General features: G+C 45.2%; 22 protein-coding genes. 5 read left to right on the plus strand and 17 right to left on the minus strand.

Features of this window, described 5'->3' with window-relative positions:
- Positions 1–57: 57 nt before the first annotated feature.
- The 7 genes from PHF18_RS09435 to PHF18_RS09465 form a co-directional block, all read right to left on the minus strand.
- Positions 58–2,529: a VWA domain-containing protein gene (locus tag PHF18_RS09435; protein WP_300101648.1), complete on the minus strand. Its 2,472-nt coding sequence runs from the start codon at positions 2,527–2,529 to the stop codon at positions 58–60.
- Positions 2,526–4,403, minus strand: coding sequence for a BatA domain-containing protein (locus PHF18_RS09440; protein ID WP_300101651.1), 1,878 nt, complete (start codon positions 4,401–4,403; stop codon positions 2,526–2,528). Before PHF18_RS09440 ends, PHF18_RS09435 begins: the two co-directional genes overlap by 4 nt.
- A gap of 3 nt (positions 4,404–4,406) precedes the next feature.
- The gene (locus PHF18_RS09445) at positions 4,407–5,288 is read right to left on the minus strand and encodes a DUF58 domain-containing protein (protein ID WP_300101654.1); all 882 of its coding nucleotides are present in this window, start codon (positions 5,286–5,288) and stop codon (positions 4,407–4,409) included.
- Between the two features lie 216 nt (positions 5,289–5,504).
- Complete coding sequence (locus PHF18_RS09450; protein ID WP_300101657.1) at positions 5,505–6,479, minus strand: MoxR family ATPase; 975 nt, start codon at positions 6,477–6,479, stop codon at positions 5,505–5,507.
- Between the two features lie 223 nt (positions 6,480–6,702).
- Entirely contained in the window at positions 6,703–7,599 is an 897-nt protein-coding gene (locus tag PHF18_RS09455; protein ID WP_300101660.1) for a hypothetical protein, read from the minus strand.
- Between the two features lie 267 nt (positions 7,600–7,866).
- A complete protein-coding gene (locus PHF18_RS09460) occupies positions 7,867–8,883 on the minus strand; it encodes a prephenate dehydratase (protein WP_300101664.1) in 1,017 nt (338 codons plus the stop codon).
- A 217-nt stretch (positions 8,884–9,100) separates the two neighbouring features.
- A complete protein-coding gene (locus PHF18_RS09465; RefSeq protein ID WP_048127390.1) occupies positions 9,101–9,463 on the minus strand; it encodes a carboxymuconolactone decarboxylase family protein in 363 nt (120 codons plus the stop codon).
- Positions 9,464–9,685: 222 nt separating this feature from the next.
- Between PHF18_RS09465 and PHF18_RS09470 the strand changes: the two genes are divergently transcribed.
- On the plus strand, positions 9,686–10,252 hold the full coding sequence (locus PHF18_RS09470; RefSeq protein WP_300101669.1) for a hemerythrin domain-containing protein: 567 nt from the start codon (positions 9,686–9,688) through the stop codon (positions 10,250–10,252).
- 30 nt (positions 10,253–10,282) lie between these two features.
- Here PHF18_RS09470 and PHF18_RS09475 read toward each other — a convergent pair whose 3' ends face one another.
- The 6 genes from PHF18_RS09475 to PHF18_RS09500 all read right to left on the minus strand — a co-directional run bounded on the left by PHF18_RS09475 (position 10,283) and on the right by PHF18_RS09500 (position 13,895).
- Entirely contained in the window at positions 10,283–11,104 is an 822-nt protein-coding gene (locus PHF18_RS09475) for a TrmB family transcriptional regulator (RefSeq protein ID WP_300101671.1), read from the minus strand.
- A 141-nt stretch (positions 11,105–11,245) separates the two neighbouring features.
- Positions 11,246–11,614, minus strand: a complete 369-nt coding sequence (locus PHF18_RS09480; RefSeq protein ID WP_300101674.1) for an ATP-binding protein — start codon at positions 11,612–11,614, stop codon at positions 11,246–11,248.
- A gap of 78 nt (positions 11,615–11,692) precedes the next feature.
- Entirely contained in the window at positions 11,693–12,148 is a 456-nt protein-coding gene (locus tag PHF18_RS09485; RefSeq protein WP_300101676.1) for a hypothetical protein, read from the minus strand.
- A gap of 168 nt (positions 12,149–12,316) precedes the next feature.
- The gene (locus PHF18_RS09490; RefSeq protein WP_300101801.1) at positions 12,317–12,661 is read right to left on the minus strand and encodes a CGGC domain-containing protein; all 345 of its coding nucleotides are present in this window, start codon (positions 12,659–12,661) and stop codon (positions 12,317–12,319) included.
- A gap of 44 nt (positions 12,662–12,705) precedes the next feature.
- Complete coding sequence (locus PHF18_RS09495; RefSeq protein WP_048127382.1) at positions 12,706–13,044, minus strand: cupin domain-containing protein; 339 nt, start codon at positions 13,042–13,044, stop codon at positions 12,706–12,708.
- Between the two features lie 191 nt (positions 13,045–13,235).
- On the minus strand, positions 13,236–13,895 hold the full coding sequence (locus tag PHF18_RS09500) for an NAD(P)/FAD-dependent oxidoreductase (RefSeq protein WP_300101680.1): 660 nt from the start codon (positions 13,893–13,895) through the stop codon (positions 13,236–13,238).
- Positions 13,896–14,041: 146 nt separating this feature from the next.
- Here PHF18_RS09500 and PHF18_RS09505 point away from each other — a divergent pair, with 146 nt between their 5' ends.
- Positions 14,042–14,398, plus strand: a complete 357-nt coding sequence (locus tag PHF18_RS09505; protein WP_300101683.1) for a helix-turn-helix domain-containing protein — start codon at positions 14,042–14,044, stop codon at positions 14,396–14,398.
- A gap of 94 nt (positions 14,399–14,492) precedes the next feature.
- Here PHF18_RS09505 and PHF18_RS09510 read toward each other — a convergent pair whose 3' ends face one another.
- Positions 14,493–15,164 carry an NAD(P)/FAD-dependent oxidoreductase gene (locus PHF18_RS09510; RefSeq protein WP_300101685.1) on the minus strand — a complete coding sequence of 224 codons (672 nt, stop codon included), beginning with the start codon at positions 15,162–15,164 and terminating at the stop codon, positions 14,493–14,495.
- A gap of 147 nt (positions 15,165–15,311) precedes the next feature.
- Between PHF18_RS09510 and PHF18_RS09515 the strand changes: the two genes are divergently transcribed.
- Both PHF18_RS09515 and PHF18_RS09520 read left to right on the plus strand, forming a co-directional pair.
- A complete protein-coding gene (locus PHF18_RS09515; protein ID WP_300101688.1) occupies positions 15,312–15,668 on the plus strand; it encodes a helix-turn-helix domain-containing protein in 357 nt (118 codons plus the stop codon).
- Between the two features lie 207 nt (positions 15,669–15,875).
- The gene (locus tag PHF18_RS09520; protein ID WP_300101691.1) at positions 15,876–17,369 is read left to right on the plus strand and encodes an acetate--CoA ligase family protein; all 1,494 of its coding nucleotides are present in this window, start codon (positions 15,876–15,878) and stop codon (positions 17,367–17,369) included.
- 287 nt (positions 17,370–17,656) lie between these two features.
- Here the strand turns inward: PHF18_RS09520 and PHF18_RS09525 are convergent, their stop codons facing one another.
- A complete protein-coding gene (locus PHF18_RS09525; RefSeq protein ID WP_300101693.1) occupies positions 17,657–18,433 on the minus strand; it encodes a hypothetical protein in 777 nt (258 codons plus the stop codon).
- 198 nt (positions 18,434–18,631) lie between these two features.
- Between PHF18_RS09525 and PHF18_RS09530 the strand changes: the two genes are divergently transcribed.
- Positions 18,632–19,087, plus strand: a complete 456-nt coding sequence (locus PHF18_RS09530; RefSeq protein ID WP_300101696.1) for a MarR family winged helix-turn-helix transcriptional regulator — start codon at positions 18,632–18,634, stop codon at positions 19,085–19,087.
- Between the two features lie 127 nt (positions 19,088–19,214).
- On the opposite strand, the gene PHF18_RS09535 is transcribed toward PHF18_RS09530, so the two are convergent.
- Positions 19,215–20,570 carry an MFS transporter gene (locus PHF18_RS09535; protein WP_300101698.1) on the minus strand — a complete coding sequence of 452 codons (1,356 nt, stop codon included), beginning with the start codon at positions 20,568–20,570 and terminating at the stop codon, positions 19,215–19,217.
- A gap of 40 nt (positions 20,571–20,610) precedes the next feature.
- Positions 20,611–21,153: a flavodoxin family protein gene (locus tag PHF18_RS09540; protein ID WP_300101701.1), complete on the minus strand. Its 543-nt coding sequence runs from the start codon at positions 21,151–21,153 to the stop codon at positions 20,611–20,613.
- Positions 21,154–21,369 lie beyond the last annotated feature (216 nt).

A 21,369-nucleotide genomic window follows, 5' to 3' on the forward strand; every position in this document is an offset into this window, starting at 1 on the left:
GTAGCCAGCCGCCAGCCTGTCTGGCGGCTCTCCCTAGAAAGATATAAAATAATTTACTCAGGCTCCTGTTTCACCCTGGGATTTTTTAAGCCTTCTCATCTCCCTTATGCGCCTGACAAGGATTTCTCCAAGGTAAAGGACAAGGGCTGCAAGAAGCACATACACTTTCAGGCTCACAGGATCGTTTGAATCCCTTTCGGAGTTCTGCCTCGCATCCTTCAGGAGAAGGGCTCTTGCCTCCTTTTCAGTATAAATCTTCCCTCCGGTTGCAAGGATAAGGGGCTCGATATCATTATTGAACCCGACTTCAAGGTACTCAAGCGGGTAATTTACCGCAAGCGGGTAACCGGAAATGTCGTGAATCCCGATTTTGTCCGGGTTTACACTTGCCTCGTAGGTATTCCTGCCTGTAAGGGCAAGGTCAAGCGGGGAACCGTCCAGTTTAAGCTGCGGGACTCCTTCGTCGTACATTATCAGGGTAAGGTCGGAAGGGGTGCCAAGCCAGGTATCCAGAGCTTCAACGACAGCCCCTTCTTCTGCCTGAGGGTTTCCAATTGCCCAGTTAGCCGTACCTGAAATGAGTTTGCTGTTTGTCCCGTTGTAAAGAGCAGACGCCCAGCGAGTAGCTTCACTTCCACCATTATCCGTGGTAAAGGCTGCAACACGCCCGAGCCCAAAGCGCCATGTAGTGAGCACAGGCTGCCCTGTAATCGTGATTACAAGGCGTTCAGCCCCTGCTTTTGGCGTAACCTGATTATATCCTGTGATACTGGCGGTAGTAAGGTTCACGTTCTTCGTAATGAAGTGGTCCGGAGAGTACTCAAGAAGCGGGTAGGTACCGATATCTTCGCTTTTATTTTCATCTTCTTCAGGAGTCGTAACGATATCTTCAAACCCGATATTCGTTCTCTCACCCATATCGAGATGTTGATAGTTAGTTTCAAGTCCCAACTCCTGCATTAGCTTCTCAGCATAGAAGGTTCTGGTCTTGTCAATCTGAGAGGGGGCAGAAGAGCGGATGTGAATAAAGTACAGTTTTACACCCATATCCTTCAGCTCTCTTGCAGCCGTAAGGCTCTGGTCATAAGAGTCCTCGATCCCCCCGTCAGAGATTATAATAGCATCGAGCTCGCCATCCTCGCCTTCAAGCATCTCTTTTGTGACAGAAAGCCCCTGGTCAAGGGAAGTCTTTGTCTGGTCACCGGGCGTCAGTTGCGAGATTTGATCTTCCAGAAGGGCAAGGTTCTGCGGGAGCCCCATGAACACAAACCCTCCTGAAACATCGTATCCCACGCTCCCGAAGGCTATAACACCAACATTTGCATCTTTAATGTTTTCATTCCTGAGGATGTGGATGGCATTTGACAGAATATCTCCCTGAGTGCCGTGGGCAGCTGTGCTTGGAGAGACATCAAGCATCAGGACGAGATTCCTTCCCCCCTTATACTCGGAAGGTTTTGAAATTACAGGCAGGACTTCCTCAAGAGAAGAATTTAGATATTTCCCATAGTTATAAGCCTGATTTCCTCCGACGACAATAAGCCCGCCCCCGTTGCTGACATAATTTTTAATTTCCTTTATCTCAGCCTCGGAAAAAGTGTCTATGAACTGATTGTCAAGCACCAGAACCTTACTGTCTGTAAGATTCCCTGCTCCAGGATAACCATTTACAACCGAAACTTCGTAAAGGTTGCTCAGGACTTTAGCGAGAGGAGAGCCGGTTTCCCCTGTAACGAGCGTGAGTTTCGGTTTGGGAATTACATAAATGGACTTGTAGAACTCGTTATTAACTGCGTTTAAATCTTCTCCGGACGGAGTGATTCTTACATTCATATTATGGGCGCCGAGGGTTTTAAAAGCCTGATTGATAGGAATGGTATTATCTCGGGTATCCTGCGTGAATTGCCTGCTCTGGGAAAGTTGTCCATCCACAAAGATTTCAAGGAAATAGCTGACACTCTGTTCCGAAGCCTGGCGGACAACTATCTCAAACTCGTTCTGATTGTTGACAACAACTGTTTTGTCCCCAAGCATCTCGACGCTGAGGTCATTTGTCTCAAGCTCGGGCTGGACAAGATAGACCGGAGTATCTGCATCTTTTGCAAATTTCAGAGCATCAGAAAAGTCCTTTCCTGAGTTACTGTTCCCATCGGTAACAAGCACTATCTGGTTGCCAAGCCCGGAGTACTGGGTCACAGCATCCCCAAGAGAGGTCTTTTCCCCGGTCAGCTGCACAAGGGCTGTCGGGGTGTCCGCTGTGAGGGCTTGATACAGGTCGGTACCTGTTTCTTCAGGGAAAATACCCATACTTGCTGTCTGGTCCTGAACAAGCACTAGTGAAGGGTCTTCTTCACTGATAGTCTGGGTAACCGTTGTATAGGGGGCAGCCAGGGCGAGGACAAGGAGAAGGGCAACAAGCATTCTCCATTCCACAAGTTTTGTTTTTGTTTTCCGCAGGAGATAGAACCCCGCAACAATCACGGGAATAATGAGTAAGAGCATCTCAGGGCTCTCAAGGGCTACGTTCACAGTTCACCCCTCCCACGGACGATCAGGAGCTCAAGCAGTATAAGCAGGAACAGGACTCCTATAAGATAATTGGTAATATCATTTTTTGCAGTATAGGTGTCAGCCCGGACAAGCCTGGTCTCATCTTCTGCAACTGCCCGGCTGATAAGTTCCGAGGCGTCTACCGTAGTATCCGATTCCCGGTCATCATAGAGGTTGACTGCAATATTCTTGTCCGAAATCTTGTATATTCCCACCTCGTCAAAGAGCAAACGGTTTGCTGTAAGGGTCTTTGAAGGCGTGCGGATTTCCTCGGTCTTTGAAAGGGAGGTCAAGGTACCGGTTTCAAGGTTGTATTCTGAAATTTCCCCTATGCCTCCGAGCCATTCAACAAGTTTTATCCAGAAAACCGGATACTCAGGCAGGTTATGGAAATTGTTCCAGGCTCCATCCCCGAGCTCGTCGGAAAGCCCCATGTAAAAGATGGTTCCTTTACCTACCTGCCAGTAACTCAGCAGAGGAATGCCATTTTCCGTGGCTACGAGGGTTGTAGAACCTGTCCTCTCAGTTGCGTTCATATATTTACGGACCGAGATCTCTTCGGTTTTTATGTCCTTTGTAATGCTGTTCTGAAGGGTTTCTTCAACCTCGAGCCCGTTTTCGGCTTCTTCAACTCCGATAGGTTTTACAGGCAGGAGCTTAACAAGGCCAACCTCGGTTTTCTCAGGGGAAAGGGCTTCGCTTGCAATGAAAACCACATTCCCTCCGTTCCGCACGTAATTTTCGATTCTGTCCACCGAGCCGTTGGCAATTGGGGTTTCCTTCTGGGCAAGCACAACAAGGGAGTAATTATCAAGGGAAGAAGGCACTGATTTCTGAATTTTAAGGTCGCTATTGGGAAGTAGGGAAAGTGCTGTTTTTGAAGGCAGCTTTCCATTATCCGTGACGTAGAGAATCTGCTGCCCGGAGGCATCCGGAATGGAGATGTAAGCCTTATTGTCAACAGACAGGTCGTCTTTAACATTGAGACTGATTGTAGTAATTCCGGGCCCCAGATTTGCAAGTGTGAACTGGTTTGTGCCACCTGCAGGAATAGCCAGGGTAAAAGATTTTGAAGCATTTCCCGAAGTCCCTCTTCCGGCCTCTATTTTCACAGTTTGGCTTTCACCTTTGTAGTTTTTGACCACACCTGTGTAGCCGTATTCTCCAGCCCCTGCTTCAATCCATCCATTAATGATGCCTATGTTGTCTGCAGGTTTTCCTACCTTTACGAAATTGACCCCAATCCCGTAGGATTCAGCCAGGTTCTTGGAAGCTACAGGGTCGTCTCCTTCCCAATTTGTAAAGTCTGAAATGACAATGACCCTGCCCCCTTCGTTTGAGAGGAGGCGCATGCCTGTAGTAATGGCTGCAGACAGGTCGGCAGTGCCGGCTCCGGGCTTAACCTTATTGAATATTTCCCCGGCAGCAGATGCGCTTCCACCTTCAAGAGCCAGCAGGGGAATATTGGAAGCAAGGATTATGCTGTTTTTCTTGCTCACATAGCCATCGGCAATTCCAACCGCGTCTTCAAAACGAGACTCAACCTGCATGCTTGCCGAAGTATCAAGGATAATCACGGTATGCTCTCCGCTAAGAGGCTCATTTGAGGTGTAATAATAGCCCGCAGCCCCAATGGAAAGAAGGATCAGCATAAGGAGTTGAATCAGGAAAAGTGGATCCCGCACGATTTTCGTGAGTGAAGCATAAACCTTTTTTCGTTCCCTTTCAAGCTTGAGGACAAACATTAAGGAGGGAATCGAAAGCACCGCTGGTTTTGGGCGGAGCATGTAAATGATTATAAGTGGGATAATACTCAGGAGAGCAGCAAGAGCAAGGGGGGTTTGAAACGGCATTTTTTAGCGTCTCCTTCTCCTGATCGTATGGTGAAAAGCATTAAAGATAGGAGTGTCGGTTGTAAAGGTGTAGAACTCGGCTCCGACCTTCATGCAGGTTTTTTTAATCCTTGCAGTGTGGTCGTCCAGTTTCTGAGTATAGCGTTCCTTGAACTTTTCACTGATATATGTCCTTATATCTTCACCTGTTTCAAGGTCTACAAGCTTGCTGTTTCCCTGAAGGGGAAGTTCTTTTTCGGTGGAATCGAGCACCTGTATAACGATAAGGTCGTGGTCGGAGAGCCGGTACAGAGCTGTATCTATTGCTTCCGGGTCCTGCATGAAGTCCGAAATCAGGATTACAAGGGATCTGGACTTGATCTCCCGGCTGTACTTCATAACGGCTTCACTAATAGAAGTCCCCCCCGACAGTTCAAGTTCGCTAAGCCGGTCGATTGTCCGCATAAGGTTTTTTCTGCCCCTGCGGGGTTTATTGATATAAATTTCGTCCGTAAAAGTGGATATGGCAAACCTGTCATTATATTTGGTTACCATGTAAGCAAAACCTGCAGCAAGCATGGCAGAATACTCGAACTTCGAGGTCCCCTTTTCAGGGTAGTCCATGCTTTTGCTGGCGTCCAGAAGGATATGAGTTGTAAGGGTTTTTTCTTCCTCAAACTGCCGAACATAAAGCTTTTCAGTCCTCGCATAAGCCTTCCAGTCTATAGCTTTCAAAGCGTCGCTTGAGTCATACTCCCTGAACCCGATAGTATCGATTCCGTGTCCGCTTCGGGTTGAAGGACGATTTCCGGCATAGACCGTAGATACCCTCTTCCGGACCGAAAAGGTAAAGCGGTCAAGCTGCCTGAAAAAATCCGTTTCGATTTTTTGTTTTGTACGAGTCATTCTTGATCGTCAACCGAAAAGCCCGGTTCTGCCCGGACCTGGAAAAAACCCTGAGGGTTTTAACTTTGTTTTGCATTTTATGCAATTCGAGTCTCAGAACCTGCTCAATCACAGGCCTGTCAGATTTCATTATCTGATCGGCTTACTATTTCATTTAAATTTCATTTAAATTTCATTTAAATTTCATTTAAGTTTCATTTCAGTTTCATTTAAGTTTCATTTAACCTTCTTGAGAATTTCCTCAATGGCTTCATCAGGGGTCATCCCGCTTCTTTCGGCTTCGAAGGTAAGGATCAGCCTGTGGCGGAGAACCGGGTAAGCCATGTAATCAATGTCCTCTTTGCTCACGAAGTTTCTGCCCTGTATCAGGGCTCTTGCCTTTGCTGCAAGGATCATGCCAATGGATGCGCGGGGAGAAGCCCCATACTCGATGTGCTCTTTGTCTTTGCGGGTCATTGACACAATAGAAAGAACGCGCTGCTTGAGTTCTTCGGAGATAGGGACCTGCCGGGAAAGATTCTGTAAATCGAGAAGTGTGGACTTGTCCAGGCCCCTGGTGATCTTCGGGACTTCGGATTTCGTATAACGGTTTATGATCTCCATCTCCTCTTCAAAGGAGGGATAGCCTACAAGGATCTTTAAGAGGAAACGGTCTAATTGGGCTTCAGGAAGGGGGTATGTGCCCTCCATTTCGATGGGGTTCTGGGTGGCAAGGATAAAGAAGGGGCGTTCAAGAAGAAAGGTATCGTTTCCGACTGTTACCTGTTTTTCCTGCATAGCTTCAAGCATGGCCGACTGGGTTTTAGGGGAAGCACGGTTGATCTCGTCTGCAAGCACGATGTTTGCAAAGACAGGTCCGGGTTCAAACCTGAATTCTTTTTTATTATCCTTCTCCTCAATCATATTGGTCCCTGTGATGTCGGAAGGCATCAGGTCAGGGGTACACTGAATTCTGCTGAACTTCAGGTTCATTGCCTTTGCGATCGTGGAGATCATCAGGGTTTTTCCAAGCCCGGGATTGCTTTCCACAAGGGCATGCCCTTCACAGAGGATTGAGATTATAATCTGTTCCACTACCCTGTCCTGACCCACTATGACAGTCCCTATTTCTTCAAAGAAATTTTTAAAAATCCTGCCTGCGTTCTGGTAGGTCGTGCCGGCCTGCCCTGAATCGATATTATTCTCACTCATATCTGCTTCACCCTTTGAATTACTGTTTTTCGCGGGTCTCGATACCCGCTCCTGCTGAACCTTATCCTTTCCTGCAACAGAAGGCCATTCAAAAACAGCCTGCTACTCCAAATACAGTCTGTTATTCAAAATACAGCCTGTTATTCACAAACTGCTTTCCAATAACTTTCGATTAAACTGAATACATGTAAGTCTAAAGTCTAACTTAAGGTCATTTTTCATATCATTCTTCTGCAAGTTGTTCAAAGTAACTCTGGATAACACTCCTGTATCCTTCAGGAAGGTTTTCATAATAAGCCTGAGAAGCAATGGCTTCCGGGTTGTAGGCATCCGACTGAATAAACGATTCGTTGTCTCTCTGTTCTCCGTCTTCCTGGCTCGTAAAGCCCTGCCCTGCACCCGGAGGTATCTTTAAGTCCACTTCCTTGCCCTCAACTATGATAACGGCAGGTTCTCCAAAGAGTCCTTCATTATCCTGCTGATTTCCTGAAGTCCCACCATTTTCCTCTAAAGAAACAAGATCCGAATCCGAACCCGGGAAAGGAATAGTTTCTATCACTTCACTCATGTCGAGGGGGCCGATAGGTGCCTGATATCCTGTATGGGCAACATATGCAAGAAGCATGACAGCAAACACGGTTACCAGGAGATCTTTTGCAAGCTTTTTTCTATTAAGGAAGACAGAGGACTTCACAGGCTTCGAATCAATTATGACACCGCCCATAAGGTCACGGACAATAACGTTATCCATATCCCGGTTGTCATAGGCTGTCCTCATCCTCTCCCTGAGTACAGGGTATTTTTCTTCAATAAGGGAAATCGCATCTTTCTTTTTGGCCCTGTAATATCTGACTGCTGTGAGTATAATAGAGAAGATAAAGGCAAGAATAATCAGCCCCAGGGTCTCAAAGACAATTTCAGACCCAAGAATACTGTATTTTGAACCGGTATAGGGTTCAAAGGTGCTAAACATTAGAAATATATCCCTCATGTTAAAGAGCACAAAAAGGACGTATAGAACCAGAAACGTTGCAAGAAGGTCTGCGAAAACATAGAGTCCCCTATATTTCTTCAGAGCCGATTCGTGTTTGTTGATTATATTTTCAATCTCTAGAGCCATCTCGCTCCCTTCTGCAACCGGAGATCCCGGTGTTATTATATTTAAGAGTGGTATAATAAAGAAGCACACTGACATGTTAAGATACTATAGAAAGATATTACAGAAAGATACTATATAAAGGTAATATATAAAGGTACATGTTCCAACTAAAGGTACATGTTCCACCTGCAAGTTCCTTTCGTAAATGCCTTCCTTAAATGCCTTCCGTAAATGCCTTCGTACTAAATATCCGTGTCAGATTTCTTTTCCGAACCTGAAGGCTCCTGATTATCCGGAAATATTGAAGGCCGGATAGGAACCCAGTACTTTTAATGTATTAGTTTTAGTTTTTGACTTTGTACCAGCTTTTGATTTTATATCTTCTAAGGCATCTTTTATAAGTGCATCGCTTGTATGCCCTTCAAAGTCGATGTAGAAGTAATAGTCTCCGAGTTCCTTTTTAGAGGGTCTTGACTCGATTTTTGTAAGGTTTATTCCCCTTTTTGCAAAAGCCCCCAGAAGTTCGTATAATGCCCCTGGCCTGTCTTTTTCCAGGTATACGATAAGAGATGTTTTGCAGGCCGAATGGCTGACTTTTTCTCTCCCGGTTTCGGATTTAATATGTAACTCATGCTCTGCATTTCGGCAGGGCTCCAGGCTCAATTCCCCTTCAACGCCTGCATCAATGCCTGCATCAATGCCTGCATCAACACTTGCATCAACGCCTGCAGCTCCCGAGGTCTGCTCCGATGAAATCTTATTTTCAGCCCGGACAACAATAAAACGGGTGTGGTTTTCCTTTCGGTCCTGGATATTTGAGAGCAGGATTTTCAGCCCGTAACGCTCTGCAGCCTCAGGGGATGCTATTGCTGCCATTTCCTCAAACTCCCCTGCCAGCCTGGCTGCATGAGAAGTGCTGCCCGTACTCCTGAGTTCTGCTTCAGGGAAATGCCTTTTCAGGAAATGCCTGCACTGGGCAAGCCCCTGGGGGTGAGAAAGGATGACCCTGATCATTTCGGGCTCGCCTTTAGAGAGCAGGCAGTGCTCGATTTTGACGACTATTTCTCCTATTATAACGGCCTCGTTTTCAAGGAGAAGATCAAGGGTAACTCCTACGGAACCTTCTATGGAGTTTTCTACAGGGATTACAGAGATGTCTGCTTTTCCTTTAACTGCAGCCAGAAACGCATCCTCTATATCTGCGAAGTACCGAAACTCTGCACCCTTCAGGCTATTTTTCAGAGCCCACAATTTTGCAGCCCTTTCAGAATACGAGCCTTCTGGCCCCATTACACCTATGATCATCTGAAGGTTAATTGGAGGGAAGGTTATAATAATTTTTCATTCATAAAAAAGAGGAACGTTCTCAATTAATAGGGATAGAGCTGAAAGCCCATAACACCGGGGAATGAACCGAAAAGAAAAAAGAAGGAGTTAAAATGTGGAACCGGGCAGGCAGGTCGTATTGTAACCTCTGCAGCTTCTTTTGCCCGGGTTCCGAAGAGAGGCTGGATAACCAGTCTTATTTGAGTAATTTCAGTGCGTCCCTGCAGGCTGCTACGGCAGGCGCGCCTGAGGTTATGAATATGACATCCATAACTTCCATTATTTCCTCTTTGGTGGCGCCATTCTTGAGGGCACTCTGCATCTGTACAACAGTACATCTTTCGCACTGCTTGGATGCAACGACTGCCAGAGCCATCAGGATCTTGACCTTTGCAGGCAGGGCACCGTCTGATAGTAATTTCTTATTGCACCTGTTATACTTATGCAGAGATTCGCTATCAAGCTCGCCTAGGATTTCAAGAATATGCGGGGTAAAACCCAGCTTTTCACTCATACTTTCCAGTAACTCTTTATGTTCCAGATCTTTGTGTTCTTTCATTCCAACTAAACCCCCATTGCCTTTTTTTGTTTATATTTATCTAAGATTATATTAGCTATATTGTATCTATATGCATATTATTTATCTATTCCTGAGCCTCAGAAATACAAACTATCAAAAATAATAGGCTGGAATAAAAAACGCAACCAACCGGGCATTTGAAAAAAGCCAGATGTTGAATTTAGATGTTGAATTTACAGGTAAAAGAGCGTGGAGAGTAAAATGAAACCAACCGATGACCTGAGAGAAGAACACACAGCTGTCAGACTCATGCTAAGAATCCTTGACGGCGTATGCACGGATATAGAAGCTGAAAGGAGCGTTAAACTGGAGCATCTTGAGGGACTCTTAGAATTCATGAAAATATTTGTGGATAAGTGCCATCACACAAAAGAAGAGGTTTACCTTTTCCCTGAAATGGAAAAGGCTGGAATTCCAGCAAGAGAGTTAATCGGCTCTCTTATAATGGAACATAAACAGGGAAGGGAGCATGTCAGCAGAATAGAAGAGGCAGTTTCAAGAAAGGTATGGGATAAAGAAGGATTGACAATTCTTGAGGACGCAAGGGCATATATTCAGCTTTTAACCTTGCATACCGAGAAAGAGGAAAAAGACCTTTTCCCGATGGCTGATGCCTGCCTTTCACCGGAAGTGCAGAAGGAGTTACTTGACTCTTTTGAGGTTGTAGAAAATGAAGAGATAGGTACAGGCAAGCATGAAGAGTTCCACAGGCTGCTTCACCGTCTGAAAGAAATATACTTGATGCCCGAAAAAGAGAAGGAGTCTTAAAAATGAGTGACCTTTAAGGAGAGATGCATCTCATTCCTCTACTCCCTTTTCGAGGTCAAGCTCTTCTCCGCTGTTCCACAGGAGTTCAAACTCCTCCCCGAGATTTTTTGCAAGCCCTGCATCCCATATTTTCACAGCCGAAAGGATACGGTCCTTATCCTTTGGGTGGGGTTGGAACAGGACTACAACACTTTCATCGACAACTCCAAAATAAGAGTTAAAGTTCTGGACAAGCCTGATCTTCATTCCATTTTTCAGTTTACTGAAAGCTTCCTCTTCCTGCCTTGAAAACACGGAAAAAAGATACATAAATCGAGGGGAAATTAACAGCCTGATTTTAACTCCCCGGTCAATGGCTTTTAAAATTTCAGGTATCAGGCAGACTACGACGGGCATTCCGATCGTAGGGGGAATTACATAAACTGACTTTTTTACTTCTCCATAGATGGAAAAAGCAAATTTTTTGATTTCGGATTCGGTTATTGCAGTAGTCCAGAAAACCTCATCTTTTCGCTTCTGCGCAGGCACGACTTTCAAAGCATTTTTTGCTTCTTTGACAGAACCTTTTAAAATATCAACTTCCTTTTCAATTTCGGATTTCCGTTTCTCAAAAAAAGCGTCTAGAGCCGCATCAGAATCAATTGCCCTGAACTTTTTAGGTCTTGATGCCTGGACTTCGACAAAACCTTTTTTTGAAAGAGACTCAAGGACGGTGTATACCTTCCCATAGGGCACATCTGAGTCCCTGCAAACAGTACTTGCTTCTGAAACTCCGAGCTTCAGGAGGGAGAGATAAGCGGCTGCTTCATAAGCATTCAGCCCGATGTCCTGAAGAAGCCTTTTCTTTTGCATAGATCTTATTTCCTGGTTTTCCTGGTTTTCCTGGTTTTCCTGGTTGCACCGCCCGAATTGCGACTCGGGAGCCCGCGGTCCTTTTCGCTGCGCTCAAGAGGACTATTTTTTGGTAAAGAGACTTAATGGATCAACCGTGAATTAACCGTGAATCAGCTTGGGAAGGCAGCGAGTGCAGACCCAAAGGCTTTCCATGTTGTGCCTGAGAGGCATGAGGTAGTGGGTGTCTTCTCCGGCTCCGCATTCGAAGCAGCGGATTGAGAGATCTTCCTTTTTCGGCTGGGCTTCAGCTTTTTCCCTGTTAAATTCAACTGTGTATCTTTCTTCAATAGATAGGGCGCCTTCGGGACAGACTCCGATACAGAATCCCATGCCGTCACAAAGTTCTTCGGATACGACTTTTGCTTTCCCGTTAATGATTTGAATAGCGCCTTCAGCGCAGGGTGCAACACATTTCCCGCAACCTGTGCATTTTTCCTCGTCAATTTTTATAATTGTTCGTTTTACCATGAAGATTAACCCCCGTCAGATTATTATTTTATGAAAAAATATCATTTGAGATGCCAAAAAATTTGACATGAAATAAAATCAAATATCAGTTGACATGAACTGCCACTTAAAATCCGGCAAATACCCTTCCCTGTACAACATTCCTTTATAATCATTTATTATCTTACTCATTTTACAGGTATACTTTATGAAGTCCGTGCCTGCTTCCCCTTTGAATAGCATTTTTTCTGCTTTCTCCAGAAGATCCGGAGAGATAAATACCATTTCTTCTTTAGTGTGTAATAACAGAGCAGAAAAATCCCTGTGAATGCCCATGCTTTTTTTCAAAAGTTCCGTATTTAAGGTATCTTCGGAGATATAGCTCTTGAATTTTAGATAAGCATGAAAGTTCGCTATGTTCTGATTTAAAGAGTTCAAAATTGAATACAACATATTATCGGTTTGAGGAAGAGAAAGGTCCTGAAGCTCAGGATGAGCGCCCTCATAAGATTCGTTTTCACCTGTATTTTTGTCCCGAGTTGTATCGTAGTCCATTTTATCACCCTTGTATATTCTCAACTTATATTCACAAATTATATTATGTCAACTTGTATTATTCACAACTTATATGTTAGAAAAAAACCTGAGTTTTGATTCCATCAGAAGGCTGCTTTATGCCAACTAGAAGTAAATTTTGGATTTTTGCTTGCATTAATGAGGTTTTCAGTGGTGTGTCCCTTCCACCACTTTTATACCCGCATCCTGAATCGTCTTTCTGATGGTATCTATATGGGGACATTTCGGATAACTGTCTTCCATAAGCATGCAGGAACTGAGGTGCACGACATCGAGATCATGCTTTTTCAGAGCATTTAACAGGCGGTAAACCCTCCTGCCCGAGCAGCCCCCACATGTAAAGAAGGCAATTATCTGCGCTTCTTCGTCGTATTCCTCAAAGTGGGACTTCCTCTCATTGAAGGCTTTGAAGCAGCCCACGCCAGGACAGGCTTCCGAGACGATGTCACAGCGGACTACAGCTATTTTGATGGGTTTTGTTTTTGCAGTCAATTTTTGCACAGTCCTGCACGCATTCTTTTAGTCATAAATCCGTTTTACAGCAGGCGGGTAGATTCAGTCGGTTTCGGAACTTTTACAACAAGCACCCTGAAAATACCGTCTCCGGGGTTCAGAAGGCGGTGAGGAACCTTTGCAGGGCTTTCGATCAGCATATCCCTGCTGACTTCTTCCTGTTCGTCCCCGATTTCAACTACGCCTTTTCCTTCGAGAATGTAAAAAAAGACGTCCACAGGCGTGATGTGTTTTTTTAAGGCTTCCCCTGGCTTGAGTTCGATGTGCACTGCCTGGGCATGTTCCGTATCATAGAGCATCCGTACGCTCACATTGTGAGGGTTCGGTTTTTCCGGCGAGGATTTCATCTCAACAACTTTCATCTCGTTCTCCCCTTTTTGACCATTTTTCTGTGTTTTGATTCCGTTTTTATTCCGTTTTGATTCCGTTTTTATTCTGTTTTTATTCTGTTTTTGTTCTGTTTTTGTTCTGTTTTTATATATGCCTGATCAGTACCAATCTACTCAATCAGTTGTGAAGTAGGGCATCTTCTAAACTGTAAAGCCGCAGGAGCTTAGAGTCCAACCTGAGTTTTGAACTCTTCAAGACCCGTATCCTCAATGAATTTTCCGAGCCTCTTTTTTGTACCGGAATTTTTGTAGAAGGTTATGATTCTGTCCACGGCATCGAGAACCTCATCTTCAGAAAGTGCCTTTGCCACAACATCCGCAAGCCTGGGAGATGCAGCAGCAGAGCCTCCAACCATAAGATTATAGCCTTTTGCCGTGCCCATTATCCCTATATCCTTGATAGCAGGCTCAGCGCATGAATTCGGGCAGCCACTAACTCCCATTTTCAGTTTGGAAGGCATGGGCATCCCGTGATATTTTTCATCCAGTTTGAGGCCCAGACCCAGTGCATCCTGTTTAGCTTGCTTGCAGAAAGTTGTTCCCGGGCACATCTTAACACTTCTTACGCAGAGCCCTATTGCTGCTCCAGGTTTTATGCCAAGGTCAGCCCAGGCATTGTCAAGGTCTTCTTCTTTAAGACCTACGATTGCAATTCTCTGAGCAGAGGTCATCTTCAGGGCAGCTGCACCATACTTTTTTGCAACTTCGGCGATTTTTATGAGAGTATCCGGATCGACAACTCCTCCCGGAATGTGGGGGGCTATTGCATATGTCTCACGGTCTCTCTGAACGATTGCGCCTTTTGCAGGTAAATTGTCTTTCACAGTTGATCCTTTCTCCTCATCTTTATTATTACAGAAATATATCATTAAAGAATATTTTATAAAATTAAATATTATAATAGTATCTTTTGGATACCAGTATATTAGAGATACTAACTTATATATCAGACAGTTTCTATGTTTATACTATGAAAGACTGCACAGTCTACAAGACAATGAATATTATAGGAAAAAGATGGACCATCCATATCCTCCTTGAGCTGCACAAAGGGGAAAAAAAAGAAAAGCGCTTCAATGAGCTGAAAAGAAAGCTGGGATCCGTAACCCCGAAAATCCTTTCGGAAAGGCTAACCGAACTTGAAGCAGAAGGTATGATCATGAAGAAGGTTGACGAGTCCACAAATCCCCCAAAATCCGAGTATTACCTTACAGAAAGCGGAAGGGATTTTATAAAGATCATACAGGGGATAAAAAGGTGGGGGCTAAAGTGGAAATTCCAGAATGAAGAATGTGAAAAAGCCATCTGCAAGTACTGTGACGTTTAAGGGCAAAAAACATAAAGGAAAACATGTAATGAAAAAAATGATAAAAGCAAGTAAGAAAGGAAAATAAAGGGAAAAAGAAGGAAAAGCAGGTCTTTTACTTTTCCCAGAGACCGACTTCTTTTTTGAACTCTTCCAGACCGATTTCGTCTATGATTGTTCCTAGCCTTTTCCTGTTTTCCCCGTATTCTTTGAAGAATTCGACTACCCTGTCAACAGCTTCCAGGACTTCGTCTTCAGAGAGACCTTTTGCCACAACGTCGGCAAGCCTCGGTTTCAGTCCGGCGGCGCCGCCTACCATGAGGGTGTAGCCTTTTGCCGTGCCCATAACCCCTACGTCCTTAATCACGGGTTCGGAGCAGGAACTCGGGCAGCCGGAAACAGCCATTTTCATCATGTAAGGAAGTTTTACCCCCCTATATCTCGCCTCCAGTTTCATCCCGAGGCTTGCGGCATCCTGCTGGCCTTTCCTGCAGTAAGTCGTCCCCAGGCAGAACTTGACACCCTTTACAAAAGGTCCGGCAACCATCCCGGCGTCCATGCCGAGGTCTGACCAGGCGGCGTCAATGTCTTCTTCTTTTAAGCCTACGATTGCCATCTTCTGTTCGGAGGTCATTTTCAGGGTTGCAGCCCCGTATTTCTCCGCAACATCTGCAATCTTCCTGAGGGTTGCAGGGTCAACAAAGCCCCCAGGGGTTCTGGGAACGATTAAATAGGTTTCTCCGTCGCGCTGGATGATAGCATTCTTTTCAGGTATGGTCTTCTTCATGGGTATCGCCTCTTATCTAAGTGAATAATTATACACTGTTATCCTTAATAAAGGAATATTCTGGAAATGTATACATCCATCATGCATCATTTAATAGTAGTATTTTAAAGATATTGCTTATATAAGGACAGTATCATAGTTTATACTATGAAAAACTGTATTGTCTACAAAACGATGAACATCGTGGGGAAACGCTGGACCATCCATATCTTGCTGGAGCTATATAAAGGGGAAAAGAAGGAAAAAGGCTTCAACGAGCTCAAACGCAAACTTGGAGGCATTACCCCTAGAATCCTTTCCGCCCGGATGACAGAACTGGAAAGTGAAGGTCTTATTGTAAAGCAAGTGGACAATTCCACAGTCCCCACCAGGTCAGAATATTTCCTTACAGACAGTGGAGAAGACTTCATAAAAGTTATCCAGGGAATCAAAAAATGGGGTTCAAAGTGGAAATTCAATAACAGCGAATGCGACAGGTCTGTTTGCAAATACTGTGACCTCTGAGTAAACCACCCATCCCCCCTTCGGAGTAGAAGAAGGAGCCTTCCCGCCTTTGAAGATATGCAAAATTCTCAGGTTTCGCTTCCCTCAAAAAGGGGACAAGACCCCGATTCATGGCATTGAAATTCTTTTATACAAACGGGTCATAATTTATCGTGAAATGAGACATATCATATGCTGAAAAAAAGGAAATGCTCAGGGAGGCTTTGAATGAATAATGGGGGAACGGATAAAGGAAAAATTGGAACTGAAAGAAAAATTGGAACTGAAAAAAACCTGGATTTTTTCTTCAAGCCTGAGAGCATAGCCCTTATAGGAGCGTCTCCGAACCCTGAGAAACTCTCCCATACGGTTCTGGAAAGCCTCAGGAAAATGGGTTTTAAAGGAAAGATATATCCTGTAAACCCGGGTTACAGGGAGATTGAGGGGCTTAAATGTTATTCGGCTCCCGGAGAGATTAAGGACAGAATCGATATTGCTATTTTTGCAGTCCCGGCTAAAGCTGTTCTTGAAATTCTGAAAGGGCCTGTCGAAAACATAAAAGGAGCCGTAATTGTCAGCTCCGGCTTCAGGGAAATGGGAGCTGGCGGGAAGAAAATGGAAGACGAGCTGAAAGCTCTTTTAATAGAGAAAGGTATCAGGGCTATGGGACCCAACTGCCTTGGAATATATGACACAGTCTCAAAAGTAGATACATTTTTCATAGAGGGGGAAAAGATAGAAAGACCTGCCAGAGGTAGAGTTTCCGTGCTTACGCAGAGCGGGTCTTTTGCCGCTATGATTATGGATGAACTGGCAAATGAGGGGGCAGGCGTTGCAAGGGTTGTAAGCTATGGGAATAAGGTTGATGTTGACGAAAGCGACTGCCTTGAATTCCTTGCACAGGACGAAGCCACAAAGGCAGTTGCCCTTTACATTGAGTCCGTAGGAAACGGGCGGAGATTCCTTGAAGTTGCTTCCAGCTGCGTAAAAAGGAAACCTGTGGTGGCTCTTAAGGTTGGAAAACGGGAGCCGGGAGCAAGGGCAGCGAGTTCCCACACCGGCGCTATTAGCGGGATGTATGAAGCCTATGAAGCCGCTTTTCGGAAAACAGGCATAATAGAGGTTGCCAGTTACGAAGAGCTGAAAGATGCCTGCAAAGTTCTCAACAGGTATTCCCCTGTAGAAGGAAACAGGGTTCTGATAATAACTGACGGGGGAGGAATAGGCATTTCCATTGCCGACTCCTGTGAGGAAGCAGGGCTCAAAGTCCCGGAACTTTCCGAAGCTGCAGCAAGAAAGCTGAAAGAAAAGCTTCCGACTTTTGCTTCCGTAAGAAACCCTATAGACCTGACAGGCAGTGTACGGGATGAACATTATATTGCTGCCCTGAAAGAGGCTCCCGAAGGAGAATACGACCTTGCAATTGTCAGCCTGCTCTGGGGCCCACCTCTTCTTACCGGGGGAGTTGCGGAAAAAATCCGGGATTTTGCCGACAGCTGCGGAAAACCTATCCTGATCAGCTCTCCGGGGGGAAAGTTCAGCCGGGAAATGGCTTCAGCTTTTACAGCCACCGGAATGCCGGTATTTTTCAGCCCTGAAAGCGTGGTCCGAGCGGCAGCCGTGCTTTGCGGAGGAAAATGGCAAGCTGAAATCAAAGTTGCGCTGGCGCACCCCGCCGCAAGCAACGGGGTATGTTCGCGCCACCGCTCCAAATTCCGTTAAAGAAGACAATAACCCTAAAAACTTTAGTTTGAGCAGGAGTTAACAACCAAAAAATTGAATTGATAAATCATATTATTATTAACGGTTACCGGGGAAGTTTTCCATCCCCGCAGCAAGCTAGCGGGGTATTCGACTGAAAATAAAATTTGAGCCGAAAAAAAGCTAAAATTGCCCAAAGTTTGAAAAAATAAAGGATTGAATCGGAAAATCTCGCAGAGGTTACACAAATCCCGGGGCGGACGAAAAGATTGACCAGCGCCTGTACTTCATAGCCCTCTTAACTCTTTTCACGGCAAGTTCCACGGCAGCTTCCCGTGGCTGGATTCCTTGTGTTTTTGCAGCTTCCAGTACTGTGCTACATTGCTTCTAACCTTTTCTTCAATTGAACCGAAAGCGGTACATCTGGTAGTCCCCTGGTACTCTGAAGCCGCACAGATCACTCCACCCGCATTTGCTATAAAGTCCGGCACGTAAAGAATCCCCTTTTCATAGAGGCTCTTTTCCGCTCCCTCCGTGACAGGAATGTTTGCCCCCTCAACCACCAGTTTAGTGTTCAGAAGATGGACGTTACTCTCATTGATCACATCAGGGCGGGCTGCCGGAATCCAGATATCGCAGGGAACAGCAAGAACTGCATCAATGCCAAGCTTTTCCTCTCCGGGATAGTCAAGCACACTTTTGCCCTCTTTCTTAAGCCTTATAAGGACATCCACATCAAGCCCGTTCGGGTCATGGACCGTACCCCTGGAATCGGCGACTCCCACAAGGACAGCTCCTTTCTGGTTAAAGAAACGGGCAGCTTGCCTCCCAACAGCCCCGAAGCCCTGAACAACCACACAAGCCCCGAGAACTGGAGGGCATTTACGGAAAAGAAGATGCCTATTATCTCCTCTCCGACCCCTGCTTCCCGGAACGGTTTGAAGATCACGTACTTGGAAGGAATCTCGGTTACAGGAATGCTTTCCAGGCTTGAACTGAAGAGCCCCATCGGGTTTTTCATCACTCCAGAGAACAGTCACCGGCTCAAAAGAAAGGTTGAATGAACTGGCAATTTTGCTTTCCATTTTATCACCAAATAGTTGTTTACGCGACAGAGGACAGATAGGTTGCGTTGGCAACTATATACACATACCAGAGGTTTGAAGAATTCCCCCGAACCTTTCCGGCATGAAGTAGCTTAAAGTAGCTTTGTTGCATATACAACCAACCAGACCACTCAACATCAAAAAATCTCCGAATATCAATTTAAAGAGGACATTGAAATGGAAAAACTGGAACCAATAGGCAAAGTAATTTCATACATTTACCGCTACCAGCGGATCTTCCTGAACAAGGAACTGGAACCTTACGGCATCGGCAGCGGGCAGTTTAGCTTTATGATGTCGCTTTACTTAAAGGACGGAGTAAAGCAGGAGACCCTTTCCAGGACGTATAAATTGGATAAGGCCACGGTTGCCAAGGCAATTAAAAAGCTGGAGGACACGGGCTATGTCTACAGGAAACAGGATGCAGAAGACAAAAGAGCATACAATGTCTTTTTAACTGAAAAAGGAAAGGACATAGGAGCAAAAATGAAAGAAATAGCCATAAAATGGGACGATATCGTGATAGCAGGTTTCAGTGAAGAGGAAAAAAGACTTAGCGCTGCGTTTCTTGAAAGGATGGAGCAGAATATAACTGAACTTTTTGATTGTAGGACTTACGCACTTGACAAATGAAATCAAGTACATGCGGCCTTATCAATAGTATTATGATTTATACAGTTAAGTGTTTTCCTTTTTTGTTTTTCAGTTCAACTGCGTAAGTACTAGATTGAAAAGCTTAGCTACATTCCTGCAACAAAAGTTAATTCTCTCCCACAAACAAAGACCCGGTTTCATATTCCTGTTCGTGTACATTTCTATGTTCGCGTGTATTCTCCCCTACTTCTTCATGTCCATTTCCAGCCCTGAATTTGCCCCTTACAAGCCAACTCAGGCCCGCGACTGCCAGCCCAAAAGCTCCCGCAAACAGAAAGACCGTTTCAAGCCCGGAACTGGCCAGAACAAAGCCAAATACAATCGGGGAGAGGGTTTGTCCCAGGTATTTCATGGCATTGTACACCGATATTATACTGCCTTTGGAATCCTCCGGTGCAATCTGGAGGATCAGGGTATCAGCTATGATCTGGGAAAGCCCGTAGCCCATGCCGAAGAGAAGCAAAAGAAAAACGATTATGATTTTTGAGTGTACAATGCCTATCATTGCCACGGAAAGGCCCGCAAAACCGAAACCTGCGCCTATTAGGCAAACCAGAGGATACCTTAACGCAAGAACCTTCACCCTTGACGCCATCAGAATAACCGTTATTCCCATAAGGCTTAATGCAAGCCCCGATTCCTGTGACGTATACCCGAATTCGGCCTTGAGCATGAAAGGCAGATAAAATACCAGCGCATAGAGCAGGAAAAAAACCGCAAAACTCAGGAATATGGTGTAAAAGATTTTAATGTCTAGAAATGGCTTTAAAAGTTCCGCAAAAGTCTTTTTGTTTCGGGCTCTGTTCGGTGTTCCGTTTTTCTTATTATTACCATTTTCTCTGTTCTGTTCTCTGCCATTTTCTCTGCCCGGATTTCCACATTCCTTTCCTCTATACTCCGGCCCTAAGGAATTTGTTTCAGGAAGGCATACCGCCGCAAATAGAGCCAGGGGCAAGGTAAGGGTATAGAAAAGGAAGGGCAGGTTCCAGCTATGTGAGGCAAGCAGGCCTCCTATAAGGGGGGAAAACACCGAACCAATGGCATTTGTCATGCCCACCCTGCTTGTAGCATGCACCCTTTCAGGACCAGAGTAGAGATCCCCTATCAGCAGCATTGAGACCAGCATCATGCCTGCAACCCCTATTCCCTGAAGGAAACGAAGGATAAGAAGGGTTTCGAGATCCGTTGCAAAATAAGCCGCAAGCCCTGTAAATCCATAGAGAACAAGGCAGAAAATAAGGATCTTTTTGCGCGGTATGCGGTCCGTAAAGGGGCCGAGGACCAGAGAAAATAGCGCTGTGGAAAAGGTTATGGCCGAAACCAACATCCCGATATTTTGCGCTGTTGTTTGCAGGGGTCCTACCATTTCCGGAAACACGGGCCCCAGCAGAGCACCGGCCGACATCCCAAAAAAGACCGTCAGGCAGATGATAAAAAGATGGATTTTTTTGTTAGTTTTCATAATAGTACTCTCATTGTTCTGTTTTTCAAGGATCCTTTTATTACAGATTCTTTCCGATCTCCCGTGCCTTTACCAGCAGCTCTTCCTGCTCAAGAATGTCGTCCATCCCTATGGTCCCGGCCGCGGCAACTGTGCATTTCACGTCGAACCCCACATGTGAAAAGATTCCTTCCAGATACTCAAAATACTTACCGTAGATATCTACATTGGGGTTGCCCTGGGTGTATGCGAGCACGAGCCTCTTTCCGGCCAGGGGTTTTGAACTGTCATGGACAAAGGGATGTAAGCGGTCCACAAAAGGTTTGGCCTGGGCGCTGATTTCCCCCATGTAGACGGGAGAACCAAGCACCGGGACATCGGCTTCCTCTATTTCCCTGTAGAGTTCCTGCATATCGTCTTCAAGGATACAGGTCCCTTTCTTCAGGCAGGCGGAACAGGCATTGCAGCCACTAAGATTCATTTTTGCGAGATTATACACGGCGGGCTCGGCTCCGTTTTCCGAGGCGCCTGCAAGGATTTCCTTTACGAGTTTCGCAGTGTTTCCTTTAATCCGAGGACTTCCTATCAATCCGAGAACTTTCATGAAGATTGCTCCTTTTCCAAAAGATTGTCACCGATTGTTGCGCTTGCAACTATAGGTGTTAACGCGGCAGTGTGTATAAAAAAGTTGCGTATGCAACAATTATGGATGTACAAAAAGATGAAAAATAAAGCATAAGGAACAACTTTCCCTTCAAAACCGATAGGCAAAATAATTTCGTACATTTACAGGTATCAGCGGATCTTCCTTGACAGGGAA

The sequence above is a fragment of the Methanosarcina sp. genome, from assembly GCF_028693135.1.
GTDB lineage: Archaea > Halobacteriota > Methanosarcinia > Methanosarcinales > Methanosarcinaceae > Methanosarcina.

Coding starts and splice junctions, on each gene's coding strand:
- PHF18_RS09440 (WP_300101651.1), bottom strand. CDS start 4,403: ATGCCGTTTCAAACCCCCCTTGCTCTTGCTGCTCTCCTGAGTATTATC.
- PHF18_RS09445 (WP_300101654.1), bottom strand. CDS start 5,288: ATGACTCGTACAAAACAAAAAATCGAAACGGATTTTTTCAGGCAGCTT.
- PHF18_RS09450 (WP_300101657.1), bottom strand. CDS start 6,479: ATGAGTGAGAATAATATCGATTCAGGGCAGGCCGGCACGACCTACCAG.
- PHF18_RS09455 (WP_300101660.1), bottom strand. CDS start 7,599: ATGGCTCTAGAGATTGAAAATATAATCAACAAACACGAATCGGCTCTG.
- PHF18_RS09460 (WP_300101664.1), bottom strand. CDS start 8,883: ATGATCATAGGTGTAATGGGGCCAGAAGGCTCGTATTCTGAAAGGGCT.
- PHF18_RS09465 (WP_048127390.1), bottom strand. CDS start 9,463: ATGAAAGAACACAAAGATCTGGAACATAAAGAGTTACTGGAAAGTATG.
- PHF18_RS09470 (WP_300101669.1), top strand. CDS start 9,686: ATGAAACCAACCGATGACCTGAGAGAAGAACACACAGCTGTCAGACTC.
- PHF18_RS09475 (WP_300101671.1), bottom strand. CDS start 11,104: ATGCAAAAGAAAAGGCTTCTTCAGGACATCGGGCTGAATGCTTATGAA.
- PHF18_RS09480 (WP_300101674.1), bottom strand. CDS start 11,614: ATGGTAAAACGAACAATTATAAAAATTGACGAGGAAAAATGCACAGGT.
- PHF18_RS09485 (WP_300101676.1), bottom strand. CDS start 12,148: ATGGACTACGATACAACTCGGGACAAAAATACAGGTGAAAACGAATCT.
- PHF18_RS09495 (WP_048127382.1), bottom strand. CDS start 13,044: ATGAAAGTTGTTGAGATGAAATCCTCGCCGGAAAAACCGAACCCTCAC.
- PHF18_RS09505 (WP_300101683.1), top strand. CDS start 14,042: ATGAAAGACTGCACAGTCTACAAGACAATGAATATTATAGGAAAAAGA.
- PHF18_RS09510 (WP_300101685.1), bottom strand. CDS start 15,164: ATGAAGAAGACCATACCTGAAAAGAATGCTATCATCCAGCGCGACGGA.
- PHF18_RS09515 (WP_300101688.1), top strand. CDS start 15,312: ATGAAAAACTGTATTGTCTACAAAACGATGAACATCGTGGGGAAACGC.
- PHF18_RS09520 (WP_300101691.1), top strand. CDS start 15,876: ATGAATAATGGGGGAACGGATAAAGGAAAAATTGGAACTGAAAGAAAA.
- PHF18_RS09525 (WP_300101693.1), bottom strand. CDS start 18,433: ATGGAAAGCAAAATTGCCAGTTCATTCAACCTTTCTTTTGAGCCGGTG.
- PHF18_RS09530 (WP_300101696.1), top strand. CDS start 18,632: ATGGAAAAACTGGAACCAATAGGCAAAGTAATTTCATACATTTACCGC.
- PHF18_RS09535 (WP_300101698.1), bottom strand. CDS start 20,570: ATGAAAACTAACAAAAAAATCCATCTTTTTATCATCTGCCTGACGGTC.
- PHF18_RS09540 (WP_300101701.1), bottom strand. CDS start 21,153: ATGAAAGTTCTCGGATTGATAGGAAGTCCTCGGATTAAAGGAAACACT.